The organism is uncultured Corynebacterium sp., assembly GCF_902489365.1.
GTDB lineage: Bacteria > Actinomycetota > Actinomycetes > Mycobacteriales > Mycobacteriaceae > Corynebacterium.
The window spans coordinates 1-20,490 of the sequence record NZ_CABTZR010000019.1; the positions used below are offsets into that span (position 1 = coordinate 1).

Genomic DNA, 20,490 nt, shown 5'->3' on the forward strand with positions numbered 1-20,490 from the left:
CGCGATAAGCCCGGCCACGATCGTGGAACCGTAGGCAACGCCGGCGGTAATGCCCAACCACTTACCCGCGCCGCGCCCAAGGCCTGCGATTGCCGGGGCCACGAGAGCGAGGATAAGAACTGGAATGAAGAAGCCGAGGAAGTTTGAAAACAGGCCATTATAGGTTGCGAAAGCTCTGCCAAACCATTCCGGGGCAAACTGGCTAACGATAATGCCCAAGACTATCGCGACGATAATCTTGAACAACAGAGAGTTGAGAACACTCTTGAATGTCATGATTGAGTCTTTTCTATGGTTGCTACCACGCTGATAAGTTCGCTCGATAATAAAGTCTTTAATATCTACCAAGCGACACGAAATGTATATTACAGCAGCGTGCGAATAATTTGAACTGACTTTCTCACTAACTATGGAGCGGGATAGACTATGGGCATGCTCGTAGTCGGAATCATCTTCCTCATCGTGGCCGCCATCCTTATCGTCGTCGGCGGCCTAGCCTCACTCCGGAAGCTCCCGGGTAATAGCGTCGTCGGTTTGCGCCTCGCGGAGATCCGCAAGACTAAGGAAGCTTGGGATAATGCCCACGCCGTTGCAGGACCGTTCTGGTTCCTCGCCGGCGTCGCTTTAGTGTTTGGCGGAATCATCGCGCTGCGGGCCGAGGGTTGGATGTGGCTGATTCCAGCACTCACGTTCGTCGTAGCTGTTCTCGCACTCTCGGTCGGTTCCAATTTGGGCGCCCGCGCGGCGTATCTCTGGGATAAGGCCCACAAAGAGGATGAGGGTTGCGGTGAATCCTGCAACTGTGGCGACGGTGGGTGCGGGGGAGAGGCACCGACTGTCGACGTCTCCGCGGCCCGCGCTGCTGCAGAGCGTGCCGATAACGCCAATCCTCGCTAGAAATCAATACCGTAACATGACGTAATTACAGTGATATCTAAAATGGTCCCGTTTCGTCACTAATTTAATTATCCAAAGGGTCATTTCAATGATGGGTCACATTCATCATTGAAATGACCCTTTGTGTACCCAACCCAGCCTGAGGGAAAACTGGGAACTGGACGCCAACTTCGTGGGAAGCCGGCGTCGTCTCGTGACAACCTTTAACCTAAGGCGCACTATAGATGACATGAAGAAAAGCGTTAACACTCGAGCAATCCGTATCATCGCCGCAGCCGCACTCAGCATTAGCGTTCTGAGCGCTGGCGCAACCTTTGCCTTCACGCACGATAGTCGGGGCGGACGCCACGTGGCTTCGCCGGGGACCATCTATAGCGATGTCGGCACATCGTACGGATCCTACGATTTCAGCGGCAGTAGGGAAGAAGAGTTACCTGTGTGGGATGGCAAACTCAGCTAAGAACGCTATACCGCACACTATGGACCACGCCGATCAGATAGAGTAAGCACCATGACTACGTGTTCCCGCCGCCTCTTCCTCCTCGGTACTGCCACCACGTTCGCTGGTGCCTATCTCGCCGCCTGCGGCAAAGAACCTACCGCAGAAATAGCCGCAACGGATATTCCCGTTGGATCAGCCATCATCGTAGACAAGGTGATCTTTGCTCAACCCACGGAAGGGGAGTTCAAAGCTTACTCCCAAACCTGCCCGCACCAGGGATCCCTCATTACGAAAATCGAGGGCATGACCGCCACCTGCACCAGCCACTACTCTAGTTTTGACCTCGGTAGCGGCGAAGTGACCGGAGGTCCCAGCCCTAAACCGCTCACGGAGTACGGCGTGGAGAACGACGGGGGAACAATTAAGAACGTGTCAGCCTAAAGAGCATCCCCCGGGACTCTGGGGGCTGAAAAGATGTTTCACGTGAAACCGTGAGGGGCGTCTACACTCTGTTATATGCTTGAGCGCCTCAAAAGACTCGACCCACTCATTGTTCTCATCCTCTGCGCTGTTGCGGTCGCCATCGTCCTTCCCGCGCGAGGCAGCTTTGCGGATACTTTCGACGTTTTCACTAACATCGCAATTGCCCTCCTCTTCTTTCTCTACGGAGCTCGACTGTCAACGCGCGAAGCAATCAACGGCGTCAAGCATTGGAAGCTCCATCTGACCATTTTAGTCTTTACCTTCGTGGTATATCCGATCATCGGTCTCGCACTCCGTCCGCTGACGACGTTCATCCCAACCGACTTATACCTGGGCATTCTTTACCTCACCCTTGTTCCATCAACGGTCCAATCATCGGTAGCCTTCACGTCCATCGCGCGCGGCAACGTTCCTGGGGCGATCGTCTCCGCATCAGTGTCTAACCTCGCCGGCGTTGTCCTCACCCCGTTACTCGTCATGACCCTCATGGGGGCCGGCGAGGGCATCCACATCGATAGCTCCGTCTTCCTAGAGATTTCCGTGCTTCTGCTTCTGCCTTTCATACTCGGGCAATTAACAAGAAAATGGGTAGGAAAAGTTGCAGCCAGCAAAGCCACCAAAGTAGTGGATCGCGGCTCCATCGCGATGGTTGTTTACGCGGCCTTTTCGAAGGGAATGGTCGACGGGATTTGGGCGTCGATTAGCGTATGGCAGATTCTGTTCCAGGTTGTGTTCTCTACTGCATTCGTCTTCTTCATGCTGTTGCTCACCAAGGTCGTGAGCAACAAGCTGGGATTCGACAGGGAGGACACCATTGCCATCCAGTTCTGCGGTTCGAAAAAGTCCCTCGCCACGGGCCTGCCCATGGCCTCGGTGATCTTCGCCTCTGGTGGCACGTCTTTGGGGCTTCTCATCCTCCCGCTCATGATCTACCACCAGGTGCAATTGATGATCTGCGCGTCTATGGCGGCTCGCTATTCGCGGGTAGAGTGAGACCACATGAAAAAGCTTTACGTTCGCACCACCATGACTGTCCCGGAGGTCGGCACCGCCATCCACATCGCGGAACTCGAGGAAATCAGCGACGAGGCTTGCTCCATGTTGCGCATGATTGCCCTCGCGCCGAATGACGCCATCGTCGGCGCCGCAACGCCGACCGCCTCGGTGGGTGAAGCCAACATCCCACAGCAAGTAGTGCCGCACCCCGATACCTACGACACATTCCCCGACATCGACGCCGAGCTTATCGACGCCTTCCAGTTCCACTCCCTGTGGACCGAGACCATCGCGCTATTCGGCGACTTTTAGCGCATCCGCGCTAATAAACGAGATTCACCAGCACCATATAGAAGGCCGTCCCGCCGAAGATGGAAAGGCCAGAATTGCGGCGCCACAGGTGCAACGCGGCGGTCACAGCGGCGGCTACGAGGGGAGCAACAATAATTCCCGTATCGCGGGCTTGGCCGAATAAGGTATAGACCACCAGAACCGCCATTACACCGACCGGCATGGTGAACCCGAGCATGCTGATGAACTGGCTTCCCTTCAGGGCCTTCACGAAGGCGAAGGGAAGCCAACGCAGTACGACAGTCACAATCCCAACGGGGATCAACACGGCGAAGATGCTGGCCAGTGTTACTCCAGCTGGCATGGCGCCTCCCTCCGCAAAATCAGCGCGTTGTCGATACGCGGAGAGAGGTAACGCACCACCAAGAGCAAGAAATAAGCACTCAACGCCACCATGAGCAGCTGCTCGGGAAATACAAAGCCCGCGAGGATTCCCAGGGCCGCCGCGGACAGGGGAAGCGAGAAATCCTTGTTGTTCTGGAAAGAATCGATGGCAAGGACGATGAACAGCGCGACGAGGGCAAACTCCAGTCCCTTCACAGAAAGCGGGATTGCCTGACCGGCCACCGCGCCGACGATGCCGGAACCGACCCACAGCACTTGGCAGTACAGCTGCACCGTGAAGACGAAGGCGCCGCTTGGGCGAGAGTCTCGGGGAAAGGCGGAGAGGACGGCATAGGATTCGTCGGTAAGCGCGTACGTGGAATAGGCGCGGCCGAGGCGCCCCGAAATCTGATCGCGCGGGAAGGTCAATCCATAAAAGATGTGCCGGAAGTTGACCATGAAACCCGTGAGCGCGGCGACGGCGGGCGTCACACCGCCGGTCACCATGGAAATAGCAAGAAACTCCATCGAGCCAGCGTAAATAACGATGGAGAAGACTGGGGTCCACCACCAGTCGAAGCCGGTCTGGACCATGAGCACGCCGAAAGCGAGGCCCAGCGGCACCACCCCCACGGCGATGGGCATGCAAGTCCGTATAGCCTTGATGATCTCCGCGCGCATGGCAGAGATGTTAGCGCAGGGAGAAGTAAAGAGCTCTAATTATCTTCATCGATGTAGCGCGGGAAGGTCGCAAACAGCGGCAGGGGCATGGCTTGGCGACGCATCACGTCCGACCACGTATCGGTTGAGCCAGAGGAGACCACGTCCTGGGGCAGGGCGGGGGCCACGTACCACTCGCCGCGATCGATTTCCTCATCCAGCTCGCCCGGGCCCCACTCAAAGAAACCGGCGAAAAAGCGCATGCCCTCCACCAGATCGGCGACGTCCTCCGGGCTCACGCGCAGATCGACGAGCGCCACGCGCGGGGCGAGGCGGTTCAGCGAAGGCTGTTTCTCAATGTCCACGCCCTGGCGGGTCAGCGCCACACCAATGGCCGCCTGCTGGTTGTGCGGGCCGCCGATGTAGAGGGCCTGCGGCTTGGCCGCCACGGGTACCCATTCCGGCATGACGTTGAAGAGGGCGACCTCGGAGCGGTTGGTTAGATCCACGCCATACGTGCGCCCGGCGTGCTGCTCCGTGATGAGAATGACGGAACGGTTGTAGTGGGGCGTGAGAGTGTCGGGCGCCGCCACAAGGAGCTGGCCGGGGGCCGGATCGTTGCGCTCGAGGGCGTTGAAAAGTCTGTCTGCGTACATCCCTATCTAGAATTCCACCACTCGCGCAGCTTCGCAATAGCCACTTCGCGCTTGAGGGGCCCCTCTTCCAAGCGGAGCTCCTTGAGGTAGGACCAGGCCTGGCCCACTTCGGGGCCGGGCTCAAGGCCGAGGATCTCCATGATCTCGTTGCCATCGAGATCCGGGCGCACGCGTGCAAGATCCTCCTTGGCGGCGATATCCGCGATGCGCTCCTCCAACTGATCGTAGGTGCGCTGCAGGCGGCGGGCCTTGCGTTCGTTGCGGGTGGTGCAGTCAGCGCGAACGAGCTTGTGCAGGCGCGGAAGGAGATCACCGGCATCGGTGACGTAGCGGCGCACAGCGGAATCGGTCCACTGGCCATCCCCGAATCCATGAAAGCGCATGTGCAGGTAGACCAGCTGGCCGATATCCTCGGTCGTGGCCTTGGGGAACTTCAACTTACGTAGGCGCTTACGGGTGAGCTTCGCGCCCACCACCTCATGGTGATGGAAGCTGACCTTGCCGTCGGTGGTGTCGCGGGTATCCGGCTTGCCGATGTCATGGAGCAGTGCCGCCCAGCGCAGAATCAGGTCAGGGCCATCTTCTTCCTGTTCCATTGCCTGGCGCAGTACGGTCAGCGAGTGCGCATACACGTCCTTGTGCTGCGCGTGCTCGTCGGGAGCCATGCGCAACGCCGGGATCTCCGGAAAAACATAATCCGCAATACCGGAGTCAACGAGCAGGTCAATGCCCTTCCACGGCGCAGTGCCGCAGATCAGTTTATTGAGCTCGACCTGCACGCGCTCCACGGTGATGCGCTGGATTTCGCCCGCCATGTTGGTCATGGCATCGCGCACGCGCTGGGCGACGTCAAACTCCAACTGCGCCGCAAACCGCGCCGCGCGGAGCATGCGCAGGGGATCATCGTGGAAGGAAATCTCCGGCGCATCTGGGGTATCGAGGATGCGGTTCGCTAGATCCTCGAGTCCGCCCATCGGATCGTGGAATTCGCGGGTGCCGTCTGGGCGCAGCTCGATGGCCATGGCATTGACCTTGAAATCGCGGCGCACGAGATCGCCCTCGAGGGTGTCGCCGTACACGACCTCGGGGTTGCGGGAATCACCGTCGTAGCTATCAGAGCGGAAGGTGGTGATCTCAATCTGCTGGCCCTTATAAGCCGCCGAGACCGTACCGAAGTCAATGCCGGTATCCCACACGGTCTCCGCCCACTCTTCGAGAATGGAATAGACCACGTCGGGCCGAGCCGGGGTGGTGAAGTCGAGATCGTTGCCCAGACGGCCGAGCAGCGCATCGCGGACAGAGCCGCCGACGAGGTAGAGGGGGGCGTCGTGAAGCGCAAAACGTTCCACCAGGCCGCTTAAGAGGCCACTGAGCCGGGCGACGGTGGCGTCCGCGCGGGCGAGAACGCCGATTAGCTGAGTGTCCTGAAAATTCACGGATCGAAGTCTACTACGATTAGCAGGGATGACTAAGAACACGCCAGGGTCCAAGCGCCGCCGCCGGCGGGGCGCGGGCCACCGGAACCACCGCACGGGACGCCCCCAGCGCACGTCCACCAACCGCATGACCACGCGGGATGAGACGTCCGCGGGCGGACTCGTCGTGTCCGGATTGGCAGAGGCCGTCGACGACAACGGGAATGTAGATCTGTCCCAGATCTACGTGGCGCTCATCGGCAGGCTGGACCGCCGCGGACGCCTGCTGTGGTCCATGCCGAAGGGGCACGTGGAAAACGGCGAGGCTAAGGAGCTCACCGCCGAGCGCGAAGTCTGGGAGGAAACTGGCATCCACGGCGAGGTCTTCGCGGACCTGGGCATGATTGATTATTGGTTCGTCTCCGATGGAGTGCGCATTCACAAGACCGTGCACCACCATTTGCTGCGTTTTGTCGATGGCATCATGAACGACGAGGACCCGGAGGTCACGGAGGTGTCCTGGATTCCGGTCTCCGAGCTCATCGAGCACTTGGCCTATGCCGACGAGCGCAAGCTGGCGCGCATCGCCCACGACCTTCTTCCGGATCTCGCGCGAAAGGAAGCTGCCGAAGGAAAGGCGACCCCGCGGTGAGCTGGCGCGCAGCGGCGGCCATCGCGGTCTTGGCGGTGAGCTGCACCGTCCCGGTGGCCCAGGCACAAAACCCCGACACTGGGATCACCGACTCCCACTATTGGCTCGGCTCCCGCGGTCCCGATGAGCTGGAGCTGAGCCTGCTTAGCGCCACGGAGGCGCGGGTAGGGGAGAGGCTCGAAGTCCAACTGCGCATCCACAACCCGACAGACGGCGCCGTTGATGATCTTCAGATCACCTCCCGCCGCAGCGATGCCGTGGCCTCCACAACACAGGCCCGCCAGGAGCTGGCCGCGGGATCTTTTCCTTATTACGGGGCCTCGCTCGGCGCAGGGGCGCTCCAACCGGGGGAGAGCCGCGACATCACCGTGACGGTGCCGACCGCCCTGGGTGAGGACTCGACCCTGGCCATCACGGAGCCCGGCGCGTACCCACTCCTGTTTACCTTGACCGGCACCCGCGACGGCCAAGCGACCAGTTTCGCGGAAGAGCGGACGATTGTGGACTTCCAGGGAGAAGAGCCGGATGCCGAAGAGGAGGGTGAGCATTCCTTTTCCCTGGTCTATCCCATCACCGCCAACGTTGACGTGGTCCCAGGTGATACCGGAGGTGAGGAGCTCATTTTAGAAAGCGAGCAGCTGGCAGAGCAGCTTTCCCCGGGCGGGCGCCTCGATCAGTTGCTCGATGCCTACCTGGAGCATGATCTGCACGGCTCCGGCTGCGTGGCGTTGGACCCTGCGCTTGTCGACGCCGCCGACCGCATGTCCGCCGGCTACACCGTCAACGAAACCCGCCCCTCCATTGCCAAACGCCCCACTCGCCTGCGCGATTCCTGGTTCACCCAGTCCGATTCCGATCGCGGTGAACCGGGCACGGGTTCCCGGGATGCCGCCGCGTGGCTGGAAAAACTGAAAAAGGTGGACTGCCGCATGCTCATGCCATGGGCCAACGCGGACACCGACGCCGTTGCCCACGTGGGCAACGAGTGGCTCACCCACGAAGCCTTCGAGCAGGGCGCGGCCACCATCGAGCGCGTTCTCGGTGCACCGCTCAGCACCAAGCTGACCGCGCCGGCCTCTGGAACGAGCGAACATGCAGTGCCCGTCCCGTTGTTGGTGGCGGATAATTCCGAGTGGGCGGGCGAGGCCGCCACCTTTGATGCCTCCCTCGGCGCGCTGTTGGCCCAGACCGGTTCGAAGCCGCAGACCACCGGGTACTCCAACCCGGAGCTGCGCTATGACTTTTCCATGGATTCCGAGCAGGCGCGGGCGCTGACGGCGGGAGCGTCGATAAGCGTGGCGTCTGCGCAAGAGGAGACCGTGGCCAAGCTGCCGAATTACCAAGACCCTGCCGCCGCGCGCGCGGTGATGGAGACCGCGCAGAGGCTCCTCGATTCTGGGCGCCTGCAGCCGCGCCCCGTCACCGCGCTAGACGTGGGGGAGGGCAGCGGTACTCCCGGCAGCCCCTACCCGGATCCCGCGGCCTTTCACGACGCCGAAATCACGCAGGTGACACAGCAAGCGCGCTATACCGACGAACTGATGTCCATCATGGTCAACGATCCGGGCATCGCCATGACGCGCTACGACTTCACGGCACCCCTGCGCCGCGATCTGCTCACGGCGCTGAGCGCTACCGACCGCTCCAGCCTGCATGGCTTTACGCCCTCGGTGAAGCAGAGCCGCACGCGGCTGGAGAAGAACGCGGATATGCTGCGTGAGCTCCGCGCCTCCGTCTCCCTCATCCCACCAGGCAACGTCTACACCCGCGTCTCAGAGTCATCCCCGCTGCTCATCGTGGCGGAGAACGGCCTGCCGCTGCCTGTCGACGCCCACCTAGCCTACGACGCCCCCGACGGCGCCACGTTGAACACGCAGGACTTGATTCACATCCCGGCCAAGGGATCTATTACCGTGTCCATGACCGCTGACCTGCCCAGCAACGTTGACCAGATGTCGCTGCGCCTGTGGCTTGCAACACCATCTGAACACCTCATTTCGGATCCAATCGATATCACGGTGCAGACGCGTGCCGGTATCGTTAGCGTCTATGGAGTCGGCGCAATCGCCGCGCTCGCCCTCGTCCTAGCTGCCCTGTTCCGTCTGGGTAAGCGGAAGAAAAAGAAGTCTCACGGATAGTTTTCTCAATGACACATGAACCTAAGTCTGGTGCCCGTCGACGCATTGTCACGCCCTCGCCGCCGGCGCCAGTACCGGAAAAGCGCGCGCCGAGCGGCGTCGTTGCTGTCGACGACGAACTCGAGGACCGCTCAGGACTGAAGGGCAAGGCCGCCTCCGCCTCGAGTGAGCCCTCCGGCGAGGATAACTCCGACCGCGCCGTTGTGCGCGCCACCGGTTCGATGGCCGTCGCGACGATGATTTCCCGCATCACGGGATTCATCCGCAACGTGCTCATTGGCTCTTCGCTGGGCCCGGCCATTTCCTCCGCTTTCACCACGGCGAACCAGCTGCCCAACCTCATCACGGAGATCGTGCTGGGTGCGGTGCTGACCTCGCTCGTCGTACCCGTGCTCGTGCGCGCGGAGAAGGAGGACGCCGACCGCGGCGAGGACTTTGTCCGGCGCCTCTTCACACTGGCCTTCTCCCTGTTGGCCACGATCACGGTGCTTTCCTGTATTTTTGCCCCACAGTTAACGCGCATGATGTTGCCGGAAGACGGCGAGGTCAATGCCGTGCAGGCCACCTCCTTTGCCTACCTGCTGCTGCCGCAGATCTTCTTCTACGGGCTCTTCGCGCTCTTCCAAGCGGTGCTCAACACCAAGAACATCTTCGGGCCAGGCGCGTGGGCACCGGTGGTCAATAACATCATCTCGATTACGGTGCTCGTGGCCTATCAGCTGGTGCCGGGCAGTCTGCATCCCGATGCACCCTCGCCGATCACGGACGGGCACGTGCTGCTCTTGGCGCTTGGCACCACGGCGGGCGTGGTGGTGCAATGCCTCATCTTGTTCCCGTACCTCAAGAAGGCGGGCATTAACCTCAAGCCGCTCTGGGGCTTGGATGACCGCCTCAAGCAGTTCGGCGGCATGGCCATGGCCATCGTGGCCTATGTGGCGATTTCCCAGCTGGGTTACGTCATCACCTCCCGCGTGGCGGCCCATGCGGACAAAGACGCGCCGTTTATCTACCAGCAGGCATGGCTTCTCCTGCAGGTGCCCTATGGCGTCATCGGCGTCACGCTGCTCACCGCGATTATGCCGCGCCTGTCCCGCAACGCCGCGGACGGTGACGTCAAGGCCGTGGTCCGGGATCTCACGCTGGGCACGAAGCTGACGTTCATCGCTCTGATCCCCATCGTCATTTTCATGACGGGCTTCGGCATCCCGATTGCCCGCGGCCTCTTCCAATACGGCGCCTTCAACGCCAAGGCGGCCGAGGTACTCGGCCTCACGCTGAGCTTCTCTGCCTTTACCCTCATCCCGTATGCCCTCGTGCTGCTGCACCTGCGTGTGTTCTATGCCCGCGAGGAAGCGTGGACGCCGACGTTTATCATCGCCGGCATCACGCTGACCAAGGTAGTGCTTTCCCTCCTGGCACCGCACGTGGCGGACTCCCCGGAGCGCGTGGTCATCCTGCTCGGTACGGCCAACGGCTTCGGCTTCGTGGCCGGCGCGGTGATCGGCGGCTTCCTGCTCAAGCGCAAGCTGGGCAGCCTGGGCGGCCGCGCGGTTATCGCGACGACTATCTGGTCAGTGCTGGCCTCCCTCGTGGGCCTAGTCGTTGCTTACGCCTTCAACTACGGCATCAACCTCGTGCTCCCGGCCGAGGTTCCGCCGTTCGTGTACCTGCTCAAGCTGGCCGTCGTGGGCCTCATCTTCGTGATCGTGACCGGCGTCGTGCTCTCGCGCTCGGGCCTGCCGGAGGTCATCAACCTGGGCCGCCAGCTGCAGCGCATCCCGGGCATGTCCCGCATCATCAAGATCGAGCATGCCGAGGCCATCGAGGTCGAGGAACCCGAGCAGCTGGAGTTCCAGCCCATCTTCAGCGTGGACGCCTTCAACTCTTCGCCGGTACCGCCGCCCATGTCTGCCGGTATCGTGCGCGGACCCCGCCTCGTTCCTGGCGCCCCGGTCTCCGATGGTCGCTTCCGCCTCCTCAAAGACTACGGCTCCGCTGCGGGTACCCGCTTCTGGAAGGCTCGCGAGCAGGCCACCGGCCGCCTCGTGTCTTTGACATTCGTGGACACCACGGGCGAGGCACCCATGGCTCCGGCCACCCCGGCAGTCGCCGCCCGCCGCTCCGCGGAGGTCTCCCGCGCCACGCGCCGCCTGGCGGAGATGGAACTGGATGCCGTGGCGGAAAACATCGACATCCTGTCTTACCGCCAGGGCTGCCTCGTCGTGGCGGACTGGGTGGAGGGCACCTCCCTGAAGACGGTGTCGGAGGATGAGGACCTCGATCCGCGCGCCGTGGCCCACGCCTTGGTCCCGCTGGTGCGCACCACGGCTGCCGCCCACGCGGCGGGCCTCGTGCTGGGCATTGAGAACCGCAACCGCATCCGCATCTCTACTGAGGGCATTGCCACCCTGGCCTTCCCCGCGGTGTTGCACAGCAACGATGAGGAGACTGACCGCTCGGCGCTGGCCTCCGCCATCTCTCTCCTGGTGGACTCCACCAGCCCAACACCGGAGGTACTGCAGGAGATCGCCGCCGACGCCGAGGAGGGCCAAGACTCCGACCTCGAGGACATCGCCCACCGCTTGGCGGCCTTCGCCGGCGACGGCGGGGACGGCGAGGAAACCCTCCAGGTACCGGTGGAGGAGACCCCGCGCAAGGAGGACCCGAGCCCCGCACCGGGCTTCGGCGGCCGCGGCTACTCAGGCTCCGGCATCATCGTCCTAGGCGCGCTGGCCACGCTCTTCGTCGTGGCGATGGCCGCGCTGAGCGTGTGGATTCTTTCTCAGGTCGCCGATGAACAGACCTCTCCGGTGGTCACCAAGAGCGAAGCCTCCAACGAAACCACGTTCCCCAACGTGCCGCCGGTTCTGTTTAAAGACGTAAAGAGCACCTCCGTTCCGGAGGGCAAGGAGATCACCGGCGAGTGGACCACGAAGGACGCAGAATCCGGACTTCTGCTCAGCATTGACAAGCCCACGCAGCTGCACGTGCTACCGCTGGAACAGAAGGACTCCATCGGCGCGAAATACGTGGTCTACGGCGTCAAGACCGAGGATTTCGATCCCACGGATCCGGAATCCGGCACGCTCACCGAACTCGCGCACGGCACCCTGACCAGCGCACGCCAAGACATCGAGCTGAAGGAGAAACCCGTGGCCTTCGACGGCGCCCTCATCCTCTTCACCGACATGCCCAAGTCCGGTTCCGTCACGCTGAAGGAGGCCACCCTGGTGGGTATCCCGACTAACTAACCCACGCAATGGATTTAAGGGGACTGGCTCATAATTACCCCTTTATGGGGTGACACTCAACACTTCCGTAATAAAAACTAATATCCTAAGGGTTTATTCGTTCACTATAGGAAACAAATCGAGTGAATGAATCAAACTCGTCAAAGATGTGTCACACCCAAGGAAAAACTGTTTATGAATATCCATATAACGAGCCTCACATTGTCTGCAATAATCGCTGTTTCTGCAGCTTTCCCTCCCACTGCCGTAGCCCAAACAGACACCAAAACCAATCACAACATAGATTGGATTCTAAATATTGAACAAGAACAACGGACCGCAACGCGAAGCACTTTTGGCGATCAAGCAACTGAAACCGAGAACAAGAGCGAACAGATTTCTAAAGAGGGAATCGTCTTCCCCCTGGGAGAAGGTCAAGGCGAAGCTCAACTATCTGCAGGAATTGCACTTTCCGAAGCTATCGAATCAAACAAAGGTGGGGATAACTGGGTTGCAAACTCCGATATCATCTACCGAGATACAGAGGACGGAGCCGCCGCATACGCCCTTATTCCGAAGGAAGAGTCCTCGACTGAATGGGAATTGCAGCTTCCCCCAGGAGTGGAAGCGAAGGTAACTCCTTCAGGGGAAGTTACGTTTCAAACAGCGCTCCAAACAGGAGGAAATATTACATATGCCGCTTATCTAGAAGAGCCGTGGGCCGTAGACCAGAATGGAGAAAAGGTACCTACGTGGTACGAGATTGACAGCGGTAAGATTGTACAAAAGATCGATCGCTCTAGCTCTAGCGAAGAGGTTCTAGCTGATCCACGAATTTCTTATGGTAAAGGTGCATATCTAAACGCTTGGGGGGATGAGTTAAGAGCACTTCAGGGCATGGCTACCATCGGTGTTAATGGAGCTTTTCTCAGTGGCTGCATGCTCTCAAAACTCCCTACCAAAGTCCGGCTAGTTTTGGGAGGGGTTTGCGCAGTAGCCGGCCCGAACGTACTTGATATTGTTGAAGCGATTAAGGCTATCCCTCAATACGATCCTCACACCTGCTATCAACTCAAGATTGTACCCTACGTTGGAGGAACTCGTCCTCACCCAGTGGGGGAACATGAATGCGGAAAATAAAAACCAAGAAATACAATTCACAGGTTTCGTGGGCTGCATTTTTCATTTCATTGATACTTCTAGGGCTGCTTCTCGGGATTGTTTTTGACCTAGGTACCGTTCCTAGAGCAACAATAGGCCTAATCTTGTTCTGCATTTGGTTCCGGATTGATTGGGTGATGAGAAAGAGGGCTCTTTCTCAAGAAGATTGACCTTCTTCTAGTAAATAAGCAGAACCTCCCCACCAAAGCTGCAGGTATCTGGTCTGGGGCTTTATTGTTCTTGCGATTTCTTCCCTTGACAGATAAGAGAAGGATCGTACAATTATTGTTGTCACATCAACATTCTAGAGAAAAGCTAGAAGAAGAAACGAGGAATCCATGACTATCACTGCAGGAACCTACGCACTGGACCCAGCACACACCACCATCGGCTTCGTCGCCCGCCACGCCATGATCACCAAGGTGCGTGGCAACTTCACCGAGTTCGAGGGCACCCTGAAGGTGGGAGAGAACACTAACGAGTCCGCAGCTACCGCCACGGTGAAGACGGCGTCCATCGATACCAACAACGCTGACCGCGATGCGCACGTGAAGAACGAGGACTTCTTCGACGTTGAGAAGTTCCCGGAGATGACCTTCACCGCAACCAAGTTCGACGTGAACGAGGCAGGCGAGGGCATGGTCACCGGTGACCTCACCATCAAGGGCACCACCAAGTCCGTTGACTTCAAGGTAGAGGAGACGGGCGTGGCCGAGGATCCCTTCGGCAACACCCGCCTGGGCTTCGAGGCCAAGACCTCTATTAACCGCACCGACTTCGGCATTGACTTCAACGCCCCGCTGAAGACCGGCGGCGTACTGGTCTCCGAGTACATCAAGATTGAGCTCGAGGTTTCTGCCATCAAGCAGTAAGCCATCAAGCACGATACCTCGCCTTGAGAAGTAGTTTTTAGTTGTTGCCCATAGTGCCCAGATCGCGGTACTGCGGGCAACAACTTTTTAACAACTAGAGGCACATCAATGGAGTAATAAACAACTCTGAAACAACTCCCAAACAACTTGAACAACACTCTGTACTGCATGTTTAAGAATGATTCTGCGTCAGAAGCTGCCATATTAGTCAATAGTTGTTTATTAGTTGTTGCGGAGTTGTTTGAAACAACTCTGCTACACTACGAGGCCATGAGAGAGGACGAACTCGACTTCATCATCCAGGCACTGCGCTCGATCGAAGCCGGCGCAACCGCCGATAGCCTAGAATCCGAAATTCTCGATTTTAAAGAGGATCCCGCCGTCCACCCGCGAAATCGAAACCCAGACGCATCCCTTATTGAATTCCTCATCGATGAAGCCGTGTGCTTTTCCAATGCCGATAACGGGAACGCTTTCATTGTGCTTGGAGTCGCAGACAAGAAGTCTGGACCAGAGGCATTTACAGGCACCCAGCGCGAATTGGACTGGCTCATAAGAAAGATCTTCGAAGGAACACAACCCAACATCCACGTCGAAGCAGATGAGCTGGAGTGGTGTGAAGCCCGGCTGATTGTTTTGCGCGTTCCCCGTGGCATCACGCTGTATCAGCGCCCAAAGGGACAGGCAAGCAAGCGAGTTGGCACTCGCTGCGTACCACTCACCGAGCATCAACGCCGCGCACTCTTTTTTGAACGCGCCAACCCGGATTACACCTCTCACCCCTCCCGGCGAGGACTTGAGGAACTCGATATGACGGCCGTCGATCAGGCCCGACACCTCCTAGCCCAAGCGAGGGCGATGTCCGGTTCCCAAGAACCTGTTCCCGCAACTGCCCGCGAACTTTTAGGGGAACTAGGGCTGCTCGATGGCTCACAAAACCCCACATACGCGGCCGAAATCCTCTTCATGCCTCCGGTATCCCAGCAGGTTACAGTTCGGCATCTCCTCCGTCTTGTACCTGGCGGTGAGCCGAGAACAACGGAAATCTCTGCACCCCTCATCACCACATACTTACGGTTGAAAGAGCTAATTCGAGTCAATGCCCAGCAAGAAGTGGAGCGCATCGCCCTTGCCACGGGTCAAGAAGTATCGATTAAGGCTTTCCCAGACACCGCTGTCGACGAGCTCGTCTCCAATGCCTTAGCCCATCGCGACTGGGACGCATCGGCTGCAGTAGTCATCGACCAATCTCCTATAGCCTTCTCTGTATGGTCACCCGGTGGTCTTCCCACAGGTGTACAACGCGATCGAGTTCTCACAACACAATCAATTCCCCGAAATCCCCGCCTTATGACGGCGTTAAGGATGCTCGGGTTAGCAGAGGAATCCTCCCGTGGATTCGACCGCATGTGGGCATCCATGCTGTCGAGTGGTCGCCATATTCCGGAGCTTCGCGCCGAGGAATCCTTCGTCGAAGTTATTTTGTCCTCTGGGCGCGTTGACACTGCGTTTGTTAAGGCCTTGACCGAACTCAAAGGTGCTTTCGGCGTTGAGCCTTTCGACAGCGTCAACGGTCTCATCATTGCCCGTCACCTTATGGACAACCAGATCCTGCTGTGCCACACTGCTGCCCAACTCATGCAAGTCAGCGAAGATCAGGCTGCGGATACCCTTCGGTGGTATGAGAGCCTCGGTTTCGTAGAACAACTACGGGAAGCGCGAGAGTGGATACTTACCACCAAAGCCCGATCACTGATGGGGCTTCACATAGAAGGACACATTGCAGCAACGTCCGTTCAGGATTGGATCCTGGCTCAACTCAAAGAAGGAGCTGAACTGACCACGCGCGAAGTCGCCGAAGAACTGGGAGTAGACCGGGCAATTGTCACGGGAATACTGCGCCACCTGCGGACTATAGGGCAAGCGCGCATCGATCCTGATGGCCCACAGCGCGGGCCCAACACGCGGTGGGTTCTTTCCTGACCGCCCTGTGATACGCACCGCAGCGGAGTTTAAGATGTAGCGCATGACTACCGCAAACCTCACCCATACAGAAGCTTCCGCCCGCAGCGCCGCGCTGCGCCTGAGCACCTACGAGCTGCACCTCGACGTCACGAGCGCGCCCACCGACGCCGACTCTTACGAGGTCACCTCGCGCATGAGCTTCACCACCACCGAGCCCGAGACCTTCGTGGATTACCTGGGCAAGGCCGTGCACTCAGTGCGCGTCAACGGCGAAGAGGTGGAAAACACCTTCGACGGCGGACGGGTCTACCTGCGGGATCTCCCAGTAGGGGAGGAGCTCACCGTGGAGATCACCGGCTCCTCCTATTACTCCCGCACCGGCCAAGGCCTGCACCGCATGCACGACCAAGCCGATGACACAACCTACCTCTACTCGCACCTCGAGCCATCCGACGCCCGCCGCATCTTCCCCTGCTTTGACCAGCCGGATCTCAAAGCCAGCTACGAGGTACACCTCACCGGCCCGGAAGGCTGGCAACTCTTAAGCAACCAGCCGGAGGTTGGCCGCGAAAAGACCGAGGGCGGGGAAGTAGCGCACTTTGCACCGACCCCGCTGCTCTCGACGTATTTGACGGCGTTTGCGGCGGGGCCGTACGTCGAGAAGCACAGCACCTGGACCGCACCCGATGGTTCCCTCGACGTGGAGCTGCGCGCCTTCGCCCGCGCCTCCATGGCGGAGTACCTGGATGATGAAATCCTGCAGGTCACCGCGCAGGGCATGGACTTCTTCCACAGCAACTACGGCTACCCCTACCCGTGGGGCAAGTACGATTCCATCTTCGTTCCGGAATACAACCTGGGCGCCATGGAGAACCCCGGCCTGGTGACCTTTACGGAGCATTACCTCTTCCGTTCCGCCGCCACCCGCGCGCAGCATGCCGGGCGCACGAATACCATCCTGCACGAGATGTCGCACATGTGGTTCGGGGACCTGGTCACGCCGCAGTGGTGGGATGACCTGTGGCTCAAGGAGTCCTTCGCGGAGTTCATGGGCGCAGATTCCTCCGTGCATGCCACCGAGTACACCGAGGCCTGGGTCAACTTCGCCGGCCAGCGCAAGAACTGGGCCTACCTGCAGGATCAGCTGCCCACCACGCACCCAATCAAGGCGGAGATTCCGGACGTGGATGCCGCGCGCCAGAACTTCGACGGCATTACGTATGCCAAGGGTGCTGCGGTGCTTAAGCAGCTGGTGCACTACGTGGGCCGCGAAAACTTCTACGCCGGTGCGCGCGACTACTTCCAGGAGCACGCCTTTGCTGCCGCCACCTTCGAGGACCTCCTTAAGGCGCTGAAGAAGCACACCGACCGCGACCTCGACGCCTGGTCCACAGCCTGGCTGCGCACCTGGGGCCCAGACACGCTGACCCCGGAGTTACACGCGGACGGCGATAAGATCCACGAGCTCGCCATCGCGGTCGAAGCCGAGGACACCACGCGCCCGCACCGCCTCGACGTGACGCTGTTCGACAACTCCCTGAACAAGTACGCCACCCTCGACGTCGATCTGGAGGGCGAGCGCACCATCCTCGACGAGGCTTCGGGGCTTCAGGCACCTGCGTTGCTGCTGCTGAACGACGCCGACCACACCTACGCCAAGGTCCGCTTCGACGAGACCTCCCTGGAGACCATCCGCACGCGCCTATCTGACGTTCCGGATGAGCTTTCCCGCGCGGTTATCTGGACCTCCTTGTGGAACCTCACCCGCGATGGTGAATGGCCAGTGCGCTCCTACCTCGACACCGTGCTGAAGCACGCCCCGGTGGAGTCCAACCCAACGCTTCTGACCACGGCCTTTGCCAATGCAGGCTATGCCATCGACCACTTCGTGGGCGAAGAGACTCGCGAGGAGATTCGCGCCGACTATGCCGAGCGCCTGTGGGAGGTGCTGCAGCAGGCACCGGCGGGCTCCGACGCGCAGCTCACCTTCGCCCGCGCCGCCATCCAGGCCCTCGCGGCCACCCCGGAGGAGTCCGGCACGCAGCGCCTGCGCGCGCTTCTCGACGGCTCCCTGGAAGGCCTCGCCCTCGACCCGGACATCCGCTGGGCCATCCTCCGCGCCTTGGCCGCCCGCGATGCCGTCAGCGCCGAGGAGCTGGAGGCGGAGAAGGAGCGCGATAACACCCTCACCGGTGCCGCTGCCTACCTGGGCGCCTCCCACGCCTTCCCATCTGCCGAGGTCAAGCGCGAAGTCTTCGACCTCGTGCGCACGCCGGGCAAGTACTCTAACGCGGAGGTGGATTCCCTCCTCGCGGCGTTTAACGCGCCGCGCTCGGCCCACCTCACTGAGGCCTTTGCTCAGGAGTATTTCGATTCTCTGGCGAAGCTCTGGGAGGAACACCCCATCGAAATTGCTAACCGCTTGGTGCGCGGCCTCTACCCGGATCTCGCAATGGCCGACGCCGCGACCAGCGAATTGCTGAGCAGCGAACGTCCGCGTGCACTTCGCCGCGTGCTGTTGGAATGCCAGGATGCGCTGCGTCGCGCGCAACGCGTCCGTGCCGCGCAATAAGCACGGCACGGTAGAAGCTTCGCGTAGCGGACAGAAGAATCTTCCCGTAAACTCGCAGACACATTAACGGGGGGACAATCACACACCATCGGCTTCGGCCGGGGACTGTGTTGACCCACGTGTCATTGCTCAAGTTTCCGGGGGGATTCTTAGTGTCAGCACAGCCGACCGATCGTGAACTCGTCGACGCCTTCATTGGCGGAGATACCAAGGCCTTTTCGGCAATCGTCGAGAAGCACCGCGCGCGCCTGACCGCCATGGCGCGACGCTATACGCGCAACGATGATGATGCGCAGGACATCGTGCAGGAGGCGCTGCTCAAGGCCAGCTGCAACATGGCCTCCTACCGGCACGATGCCACCCTGAGCACGTGGCTGCACAGGCTGGTGATGAACTCCGGATATGACTTCCTCAACCATCGATCAAACCGGGAGAACGCTTCCCTGGACGCGGAGATCATTGAGGATGACCGCAACTATGCACTCGCGCACAACCCCAGCGAAAAGCTGGCGGAGCGCATCACGGTGGCTCAAGCGATGGAAACCTTGCGCCAAGACCAGCGCGAGGCGCTGTACCTCACCGACGTGGCTGGCTATCCCATCGATACCGTGGCCAAGGTGCAAGGTGTTGCGCCGGGCACGGTGAAGTCGCGCCGAGCCCGGGCTCGGCAAGTGTTGCGTGCGGCGATAGACTGAGGGCGAGTAGAATCTGAGTCTTACTTAAAAAGAATCGTTTCAAGGGAGTTTTTAGTGACTATTCACGATGTCGCCATCGTCGGCTCCGGCCCCGCCGGCTACACCGCAGCGCTCTACGCAGCACGCGCCGAGCTCAATCCCATCGTCTTCGAGGGCTTTGAATACGGTGGCGAACTCATGAACACCACCGAGGTAGAGAACTACCCGGGCTTCCAAAAAGGCATCATGGGCCCGGAGCTCATGGAGGAAATGCGCGCCCAGGCCATCCGCTTCGGTGCGGACTTGCGCATGGAGGTCGTTGATTCCGTCGAACTCGAGGGCGAGGTGAAGAAGCTGCACGTCGGTGACGAGGTCTTTGAGGCCCGCACCGTCATCCTCGCCACCGGTGCAGCGCCGCGCTACCTGGGCATTCCGGGTGAATCCGAGCTCGCTGGACGCGGCGTGTCCGCCTGCGCCACCTGCGATGGCTTCTTCTTCAAGGGCCACAACATCGCCGTCGTCGGCGGCGGCGATTCCGCCATGGAGGAGGCCACCTTCCTCACCAAGTTCGCCGAGACCGTCACCATTATTCACCGCTCGGAGAACTTCCGCGCCTCCAAGATCATGCTGGAGCGCGCCAAGGAGAATCCAAAGATTAAGTGGCTGACCAACACCACCGTCGAGCGCGTCCTGGAGAAGGACGGCAAGGTCGGTGCCCTCGAGGTCAAGAACGTGCTGACTGGTGAGACCAGCGAGCTGGATCTGACCGCCATGTTCGTGGCCATTGGCCACGACCCGCGCTCCGGCTTCCTCAACGGCCAGGTAGAGACCGACGAAGCTGGCTACGTGGTGGTGGAGCAGCCCTCCACCAAGACCTCGCTGCCAGGTGTCTTTGCCTGTGGTGACTTGGTAGATGACCACTACCAGCAAGCCATCACCGCCGCGGGCTCCGGCTGCCGCGCCGCCATTGATGCGGAACATTTCCTCGCTGAGAACCGTTAG

The 20,490-nt window shown here is 60.1% G+C and carries 19 protein-coding genes; 14 read left to right on the plus strand and 5 right to left on the minus strand.

Annotation, left to right across the window (positions count from 1 at the left end; all coding sequences use genetic code 11):
- The coding region (locus RDN59_RS04515; RefSeq protein WP_308606808.1) for a cation:dicarboxylate symporter family transporter at window positions 1-276 on the minus strand (276 nt) is incomplete at its 3' end.
- A gap of 156 nt (window positions 277-432) precedes the next feature.
- On the opposite strand from RDN59_RS04515, the gene RDN59_RS04520 reads away from it, so the two are divergent.
- The 5 genes from RDN59_RS04520 (at window position 433) to RDN59_RS04540 (ending at window position 3,130) form a co-directional block, all read left to right on the plus strand.
- Window positions 433-897 carry an SdpI family protein gene (locus tag RDN59_RS04520; RefSeq protein ID WP_308606810.1) on the plus strand — a complete coding sequence of 155 codons (465 nt, stop codon included), beginning with the start codon at window positions 433-435 and terminating at the stop codon, window positions 895-897.
- A 229-nt stretch (window positions 898-1,126) separates the two neighbouring features.
- The gene (locus tag RDN59_RS04525; RefSeq protein WP_308606811.1) at window positions 1,127-1,357 is read left to right on the plus strand and encodes a hypothetical protein; all 231 of its coding nucleotides are present in this window, start codon (window positions 1,127-1,129) and stop codon (window positions 1,355-1,357) included.
- Window positions 1,358-1,408: 51 nt separating this feature from the next.
- Entirely contained in the window at window positions 1,409-1,780 is a 372-nt protein-coding gene (locus tag RDN59_RS04530; protein ID WP_158381893.1) for a Rieske 2Fe-2S domain-containing protein, read from the plus strand.
- Between the two features lie 75 nt (window positions 1,781-1,855).
- The gene (locus tag RDN59_RS04535) at window positions 1,856-2,815 is read left to right on the plus strand and encodes a bile acid:sodium symporter family protein (RefSeq protein WP_308606812.1); all 960 of its coding nucleotides are present in this window, start codon (window positions 1,856-1,858) and stop codon (window positions 2,813-2,815) included.
- A 6-nt stretch (window positions 2,816-2,821) separates the two neighbouring features.
- The gene (locus RDN59_RS04540; protein WP_308606813.1) at window positions 2,822-3,130 is read left to right on the plus strand and encodes a hypothetical protein; all 309 of its coding nucleotides are present in this window, start codon (window positions 2,822-2,824) and stop codon (window positions 3,128-3,130) included.
- A 10-nt stretch (window positions 3,131-3,140) separates the two neighbouring features.
- Here RDN59_RS04540 and RDN59_RS04545 read toward each other — a convergent pair whose 3' ends face one another.
- From RDN59_RS04545 to RDN59_RS04560, 4 genes are read right to left on the minus strand one after another with little or no spacing between them, the layout of a single operon-like run.
- The gene (locus RDN59_RS04545; RefSeq protein WP_308606814.1) at window positions 3,141-3,473 is read right to left on the minus strand and encodes an AzlD domain-containing protein; all 333 of its coding nucleotides are present in this window, start codon (window positions 3,471-3,473) and stop codon (window positions 3,141-3,143) included.
- Window positions 3,458-4,174, minus strand: a complete 717-nt coding sequence (locus RDN59_RS04550) for an AzlC family ABC transporter permease (protein WP_308606815.1) — start codon at window positions 4,172-4,174, stop codon at window positions 3,458-3,460. The genes RDN59_RS04545 and RDN59_RS04550 overlap by 16 nt, the downstream gene beginning before the upstream one ends.
- Window positions 4,175-4,209: 35 nt before the next feature.
- On the minus strand, window positions 4,210-4,809 hold the full coding sequence (locus tag RDN59_RS04555) for a YqgE/AlgH family protein (protein WP_070821446.1): 600 nt from the start codon (window positions 4,807-4,809) through the stop codon (window positions 4,210-4,212).
- Between the two features lie 2 nt (window positions 4,810-4,811).
- Window positions 4,812-6,245, minus strand: a complete 1,434-nt coding sequence (locus tag RDN59_RS04560) for a CCA tRNA nucleotidyltransferase (RefSeq protein ID WP_308606816.1) — start codon at window positions 6,243-6,245, stop codon at window positions 4,812-4,814.
- Between the two features lie 28 nt (window positions 6,246-6,273).
- Here RDN59_RS04560 and RDN59_RS04565 point away from each other — a divergent pair, with 28 nt between their 5' ends.
- The 9 genes from RDN59_RS04565 (at window position 6,274) to trxB (ending at window position 20,490) form a co-directional block, all read left to right on the plus strand.
- Window positions 6,274-6,876, plus strand: coding sequence for an NUDIX hydrolase (locus tag RDN59_RS04565; protein ID WP_070681703.1), 603 nt, complete (start codon window positions 6,274-6,276; stop codon window positions 6,874-6,876).
- Complete coding sequence (locus tag RDN59_RS04570) at window positions 6,873-9,014, plus strand: hypothetical protein (protein ID WP_308606818.1); 2,142 nt, start codon at window positions 6,873-6,875, stop codon at window positions 9,012-9,014. Before RDN59_RS04565 ends, RDN59_RS04570 begins: the two co-directional genes overlap by 4 nt.
- Window positions 9,015-9,022: 8 nt before the next feature.
- Window positions 9,023-12,265 carry a murein biosynthesis integral membrane protein MurJ gene (gene murJ, locus RDN59_RS04575; RefSeq protein ID WP_308606820.1) on the plus strand — a complete coding sequence of 1,081 codons (3,243 nt, stop codon included), beginning with the start codon at window positions 9,023-9,025 and terminating at the stop codon, window positions 12,263-12,265.
- 174 nt (window positions 12,266-12,439) lie between these two features.
- Complete coding sequence (locus RDN59_RS04580) at window positions 12,440-13,384, plus strand: hypothetical protein (RefSeq protein WP_308606821.1); 945 nt, start codon at window positions 12,440-12,442, stop codon at window positions 13,382-13,384.
- Between the two features lie 359 nt (window positions 13,385-13,743).
- Complete coding sequence (locus tag RDN59_RS04585) at window positions 13,744-14,277, plus strand: YceI family protein (protein WP_308606822.1); 534 nt, start codon at window positions 13,744-13,746, stop codon at window positions 14,275-14,277.
- Window positions 14,278-14,445: 168 nt separating this feature from the next.
- Window positions 14,446-16,260 carry an ATP-binding protein gene (locus tag RDN59_RS04590; RefSeq protein ID WP_308606823.1) on the plus strand — a complete coding sequence of 605 codons (1,815 nt, stop codon included), beginning with the start codon at window positions 14,446-14,448 and terminating at the stop codon, window positions 16,258-16,260.
- A gap of 43 nt (window positions 16,261-16,303) precedes the next feature.
- A complete protein-coding gene (gene pepN, locus RDN59_RS04595) occupies window positions 16,304-18,814 on the plus strand; it encodes an aminopeptidase N (RefSeq protein WP_308606824.1) in 2,511 nt (836 codons plus the stop codon).
- A gap of 152 nt (window positions 18,815-18,966) precedes the next feature.
- Window positions 18,967-19,509 carry a sigma-70 family RNA polymerase sigma factor gene (locus tag RDN59_RS04600; protein ID WP_308606826.1) on the plus strand — a complete coding sequence of 181 codons (543 nt, stop codon included), beginning with the start codon at window positions 18,967-18,969 and terminating at the stop codon, window positions 19,507-19,509.
- Window positions 19,510-19,563: 54 nt separating this feature from the next.
- The gene (trxB, locus tag RDN59_RS04605) at window positions 19,564-20,490 is read left to right on the plus strand and encodes a thioredoxin-disulfide reductase (RefSeq protein ID WP_308606827.1); all 927 of its coding nucleotides are present in this window, start codon (window positions 19,564-19,566) and stop codon (window positions 20,488-20,490) included.

What these genes read in the sequence shown, in the direction of transcription:
- RDN59_RS04520 (WP_308606810.1), top strand. Translation starts at nt 433, where the DNA reads ATGCTCGTAGTCGGAATCATCTTCCTCATCGTGGCCGCCATCCTTATC.
- RDN59_RS04525 (WP_308606811.1), top strand. Translation starts at nt 1,127, where the DNA reads ATGAAGAAAAGCGTTAACACTCGAGCAATCCGTATCATCGCCGCAGCC.
- RDN59_RS04530 (WP_158381893.1), top strand. Translation starts at nt 1,409, where the DNA reads ATGACTACGTGTTCCCGCCGCCTCTTCCTCCTCGGTACTGCCACCACG.
- RDN59_RS04535 (WP_308606812.1), top strand. Translation starts at nt 1,856, where the DNA reads ATGCTTGAGCGCCTCAAAAGACTCGACCCACTCATTGTTCTCATCCTC.
- RDN59_RS04540 (WP_308606813.1), top strand. Translation starts at nt 2,822, where the DNA reads ATGAAAAAGCTTTACGTTCGCACCACCATGACTGTCCCGGAGGTCGGC.
- RDN59_RS04545 (WP_308606814.1), bottom strand. Translation starts at nt 3,473, where the DNA reads ATGCCAGCTGGAGTAACACTGGCCAGCATCTTCGCCGTGTTGATCCCC.
- RDN59_RS04550 (WP_308606815.1), bottom strand. Translation starts at nt 4,174, where the DNA reads ATGCGCGCGGAGATCATCAAGGCTATACGGACTTGCATGCCCATCGCC.
- RDN59_RS04555 (WP_070821446.1), bottom strand. Translation starts at nt 4,809, where the DNA reads ATGTACGCAGACAGACTTTTCAACGCCCTCGAGCGCAACGATCCGGCC.
- RDN59_RS04565 (WP_070681703.1), top strand. Translation starts at nt 6,274, where the DNA reads ATGACTAAGAACACGCCAGGGTCCAAGCGCCGCCGCCGGCGGGGCGCG.
- murJ (WP_308606820.1), top strand. Translation starts at nt 9,023, where the DNA reads ATGACACATGAACCTAAGTCTGGTGCCCGTCGACGCATTGTCACGCCC.
- RDN59_RS04580 (WP_308606821.1), top strand. Translation starts at nt 12,440, where the DNA reads ATGAATATCCATATAACGAGCCTCACATTGTCTGCAATAATCGCTGTT.
- RDN59_RS04585 (WP_308606822.1), top strand. Translation starts at nt 13,744, where the DNA reads ATGACTATCACTGCAGGAACCTACGCACTGGACCCAGCACACACCACC.
- RDN59_RS04590 (WP_308606823.1), top strand. Translation starts at nt 14,446, where the DNA reads ATGTTTAAGAATGATTCTGCGTCAGAAGCTGCCATATTAGTCAATAGT.
- pepN (WP_308606824.1), top strand. Translation starts at nt 16,304, where the DNA reads ATGACTACCGCAAACCTCACCCATACAGAAGCTTCCGCCCGCAGCGCC.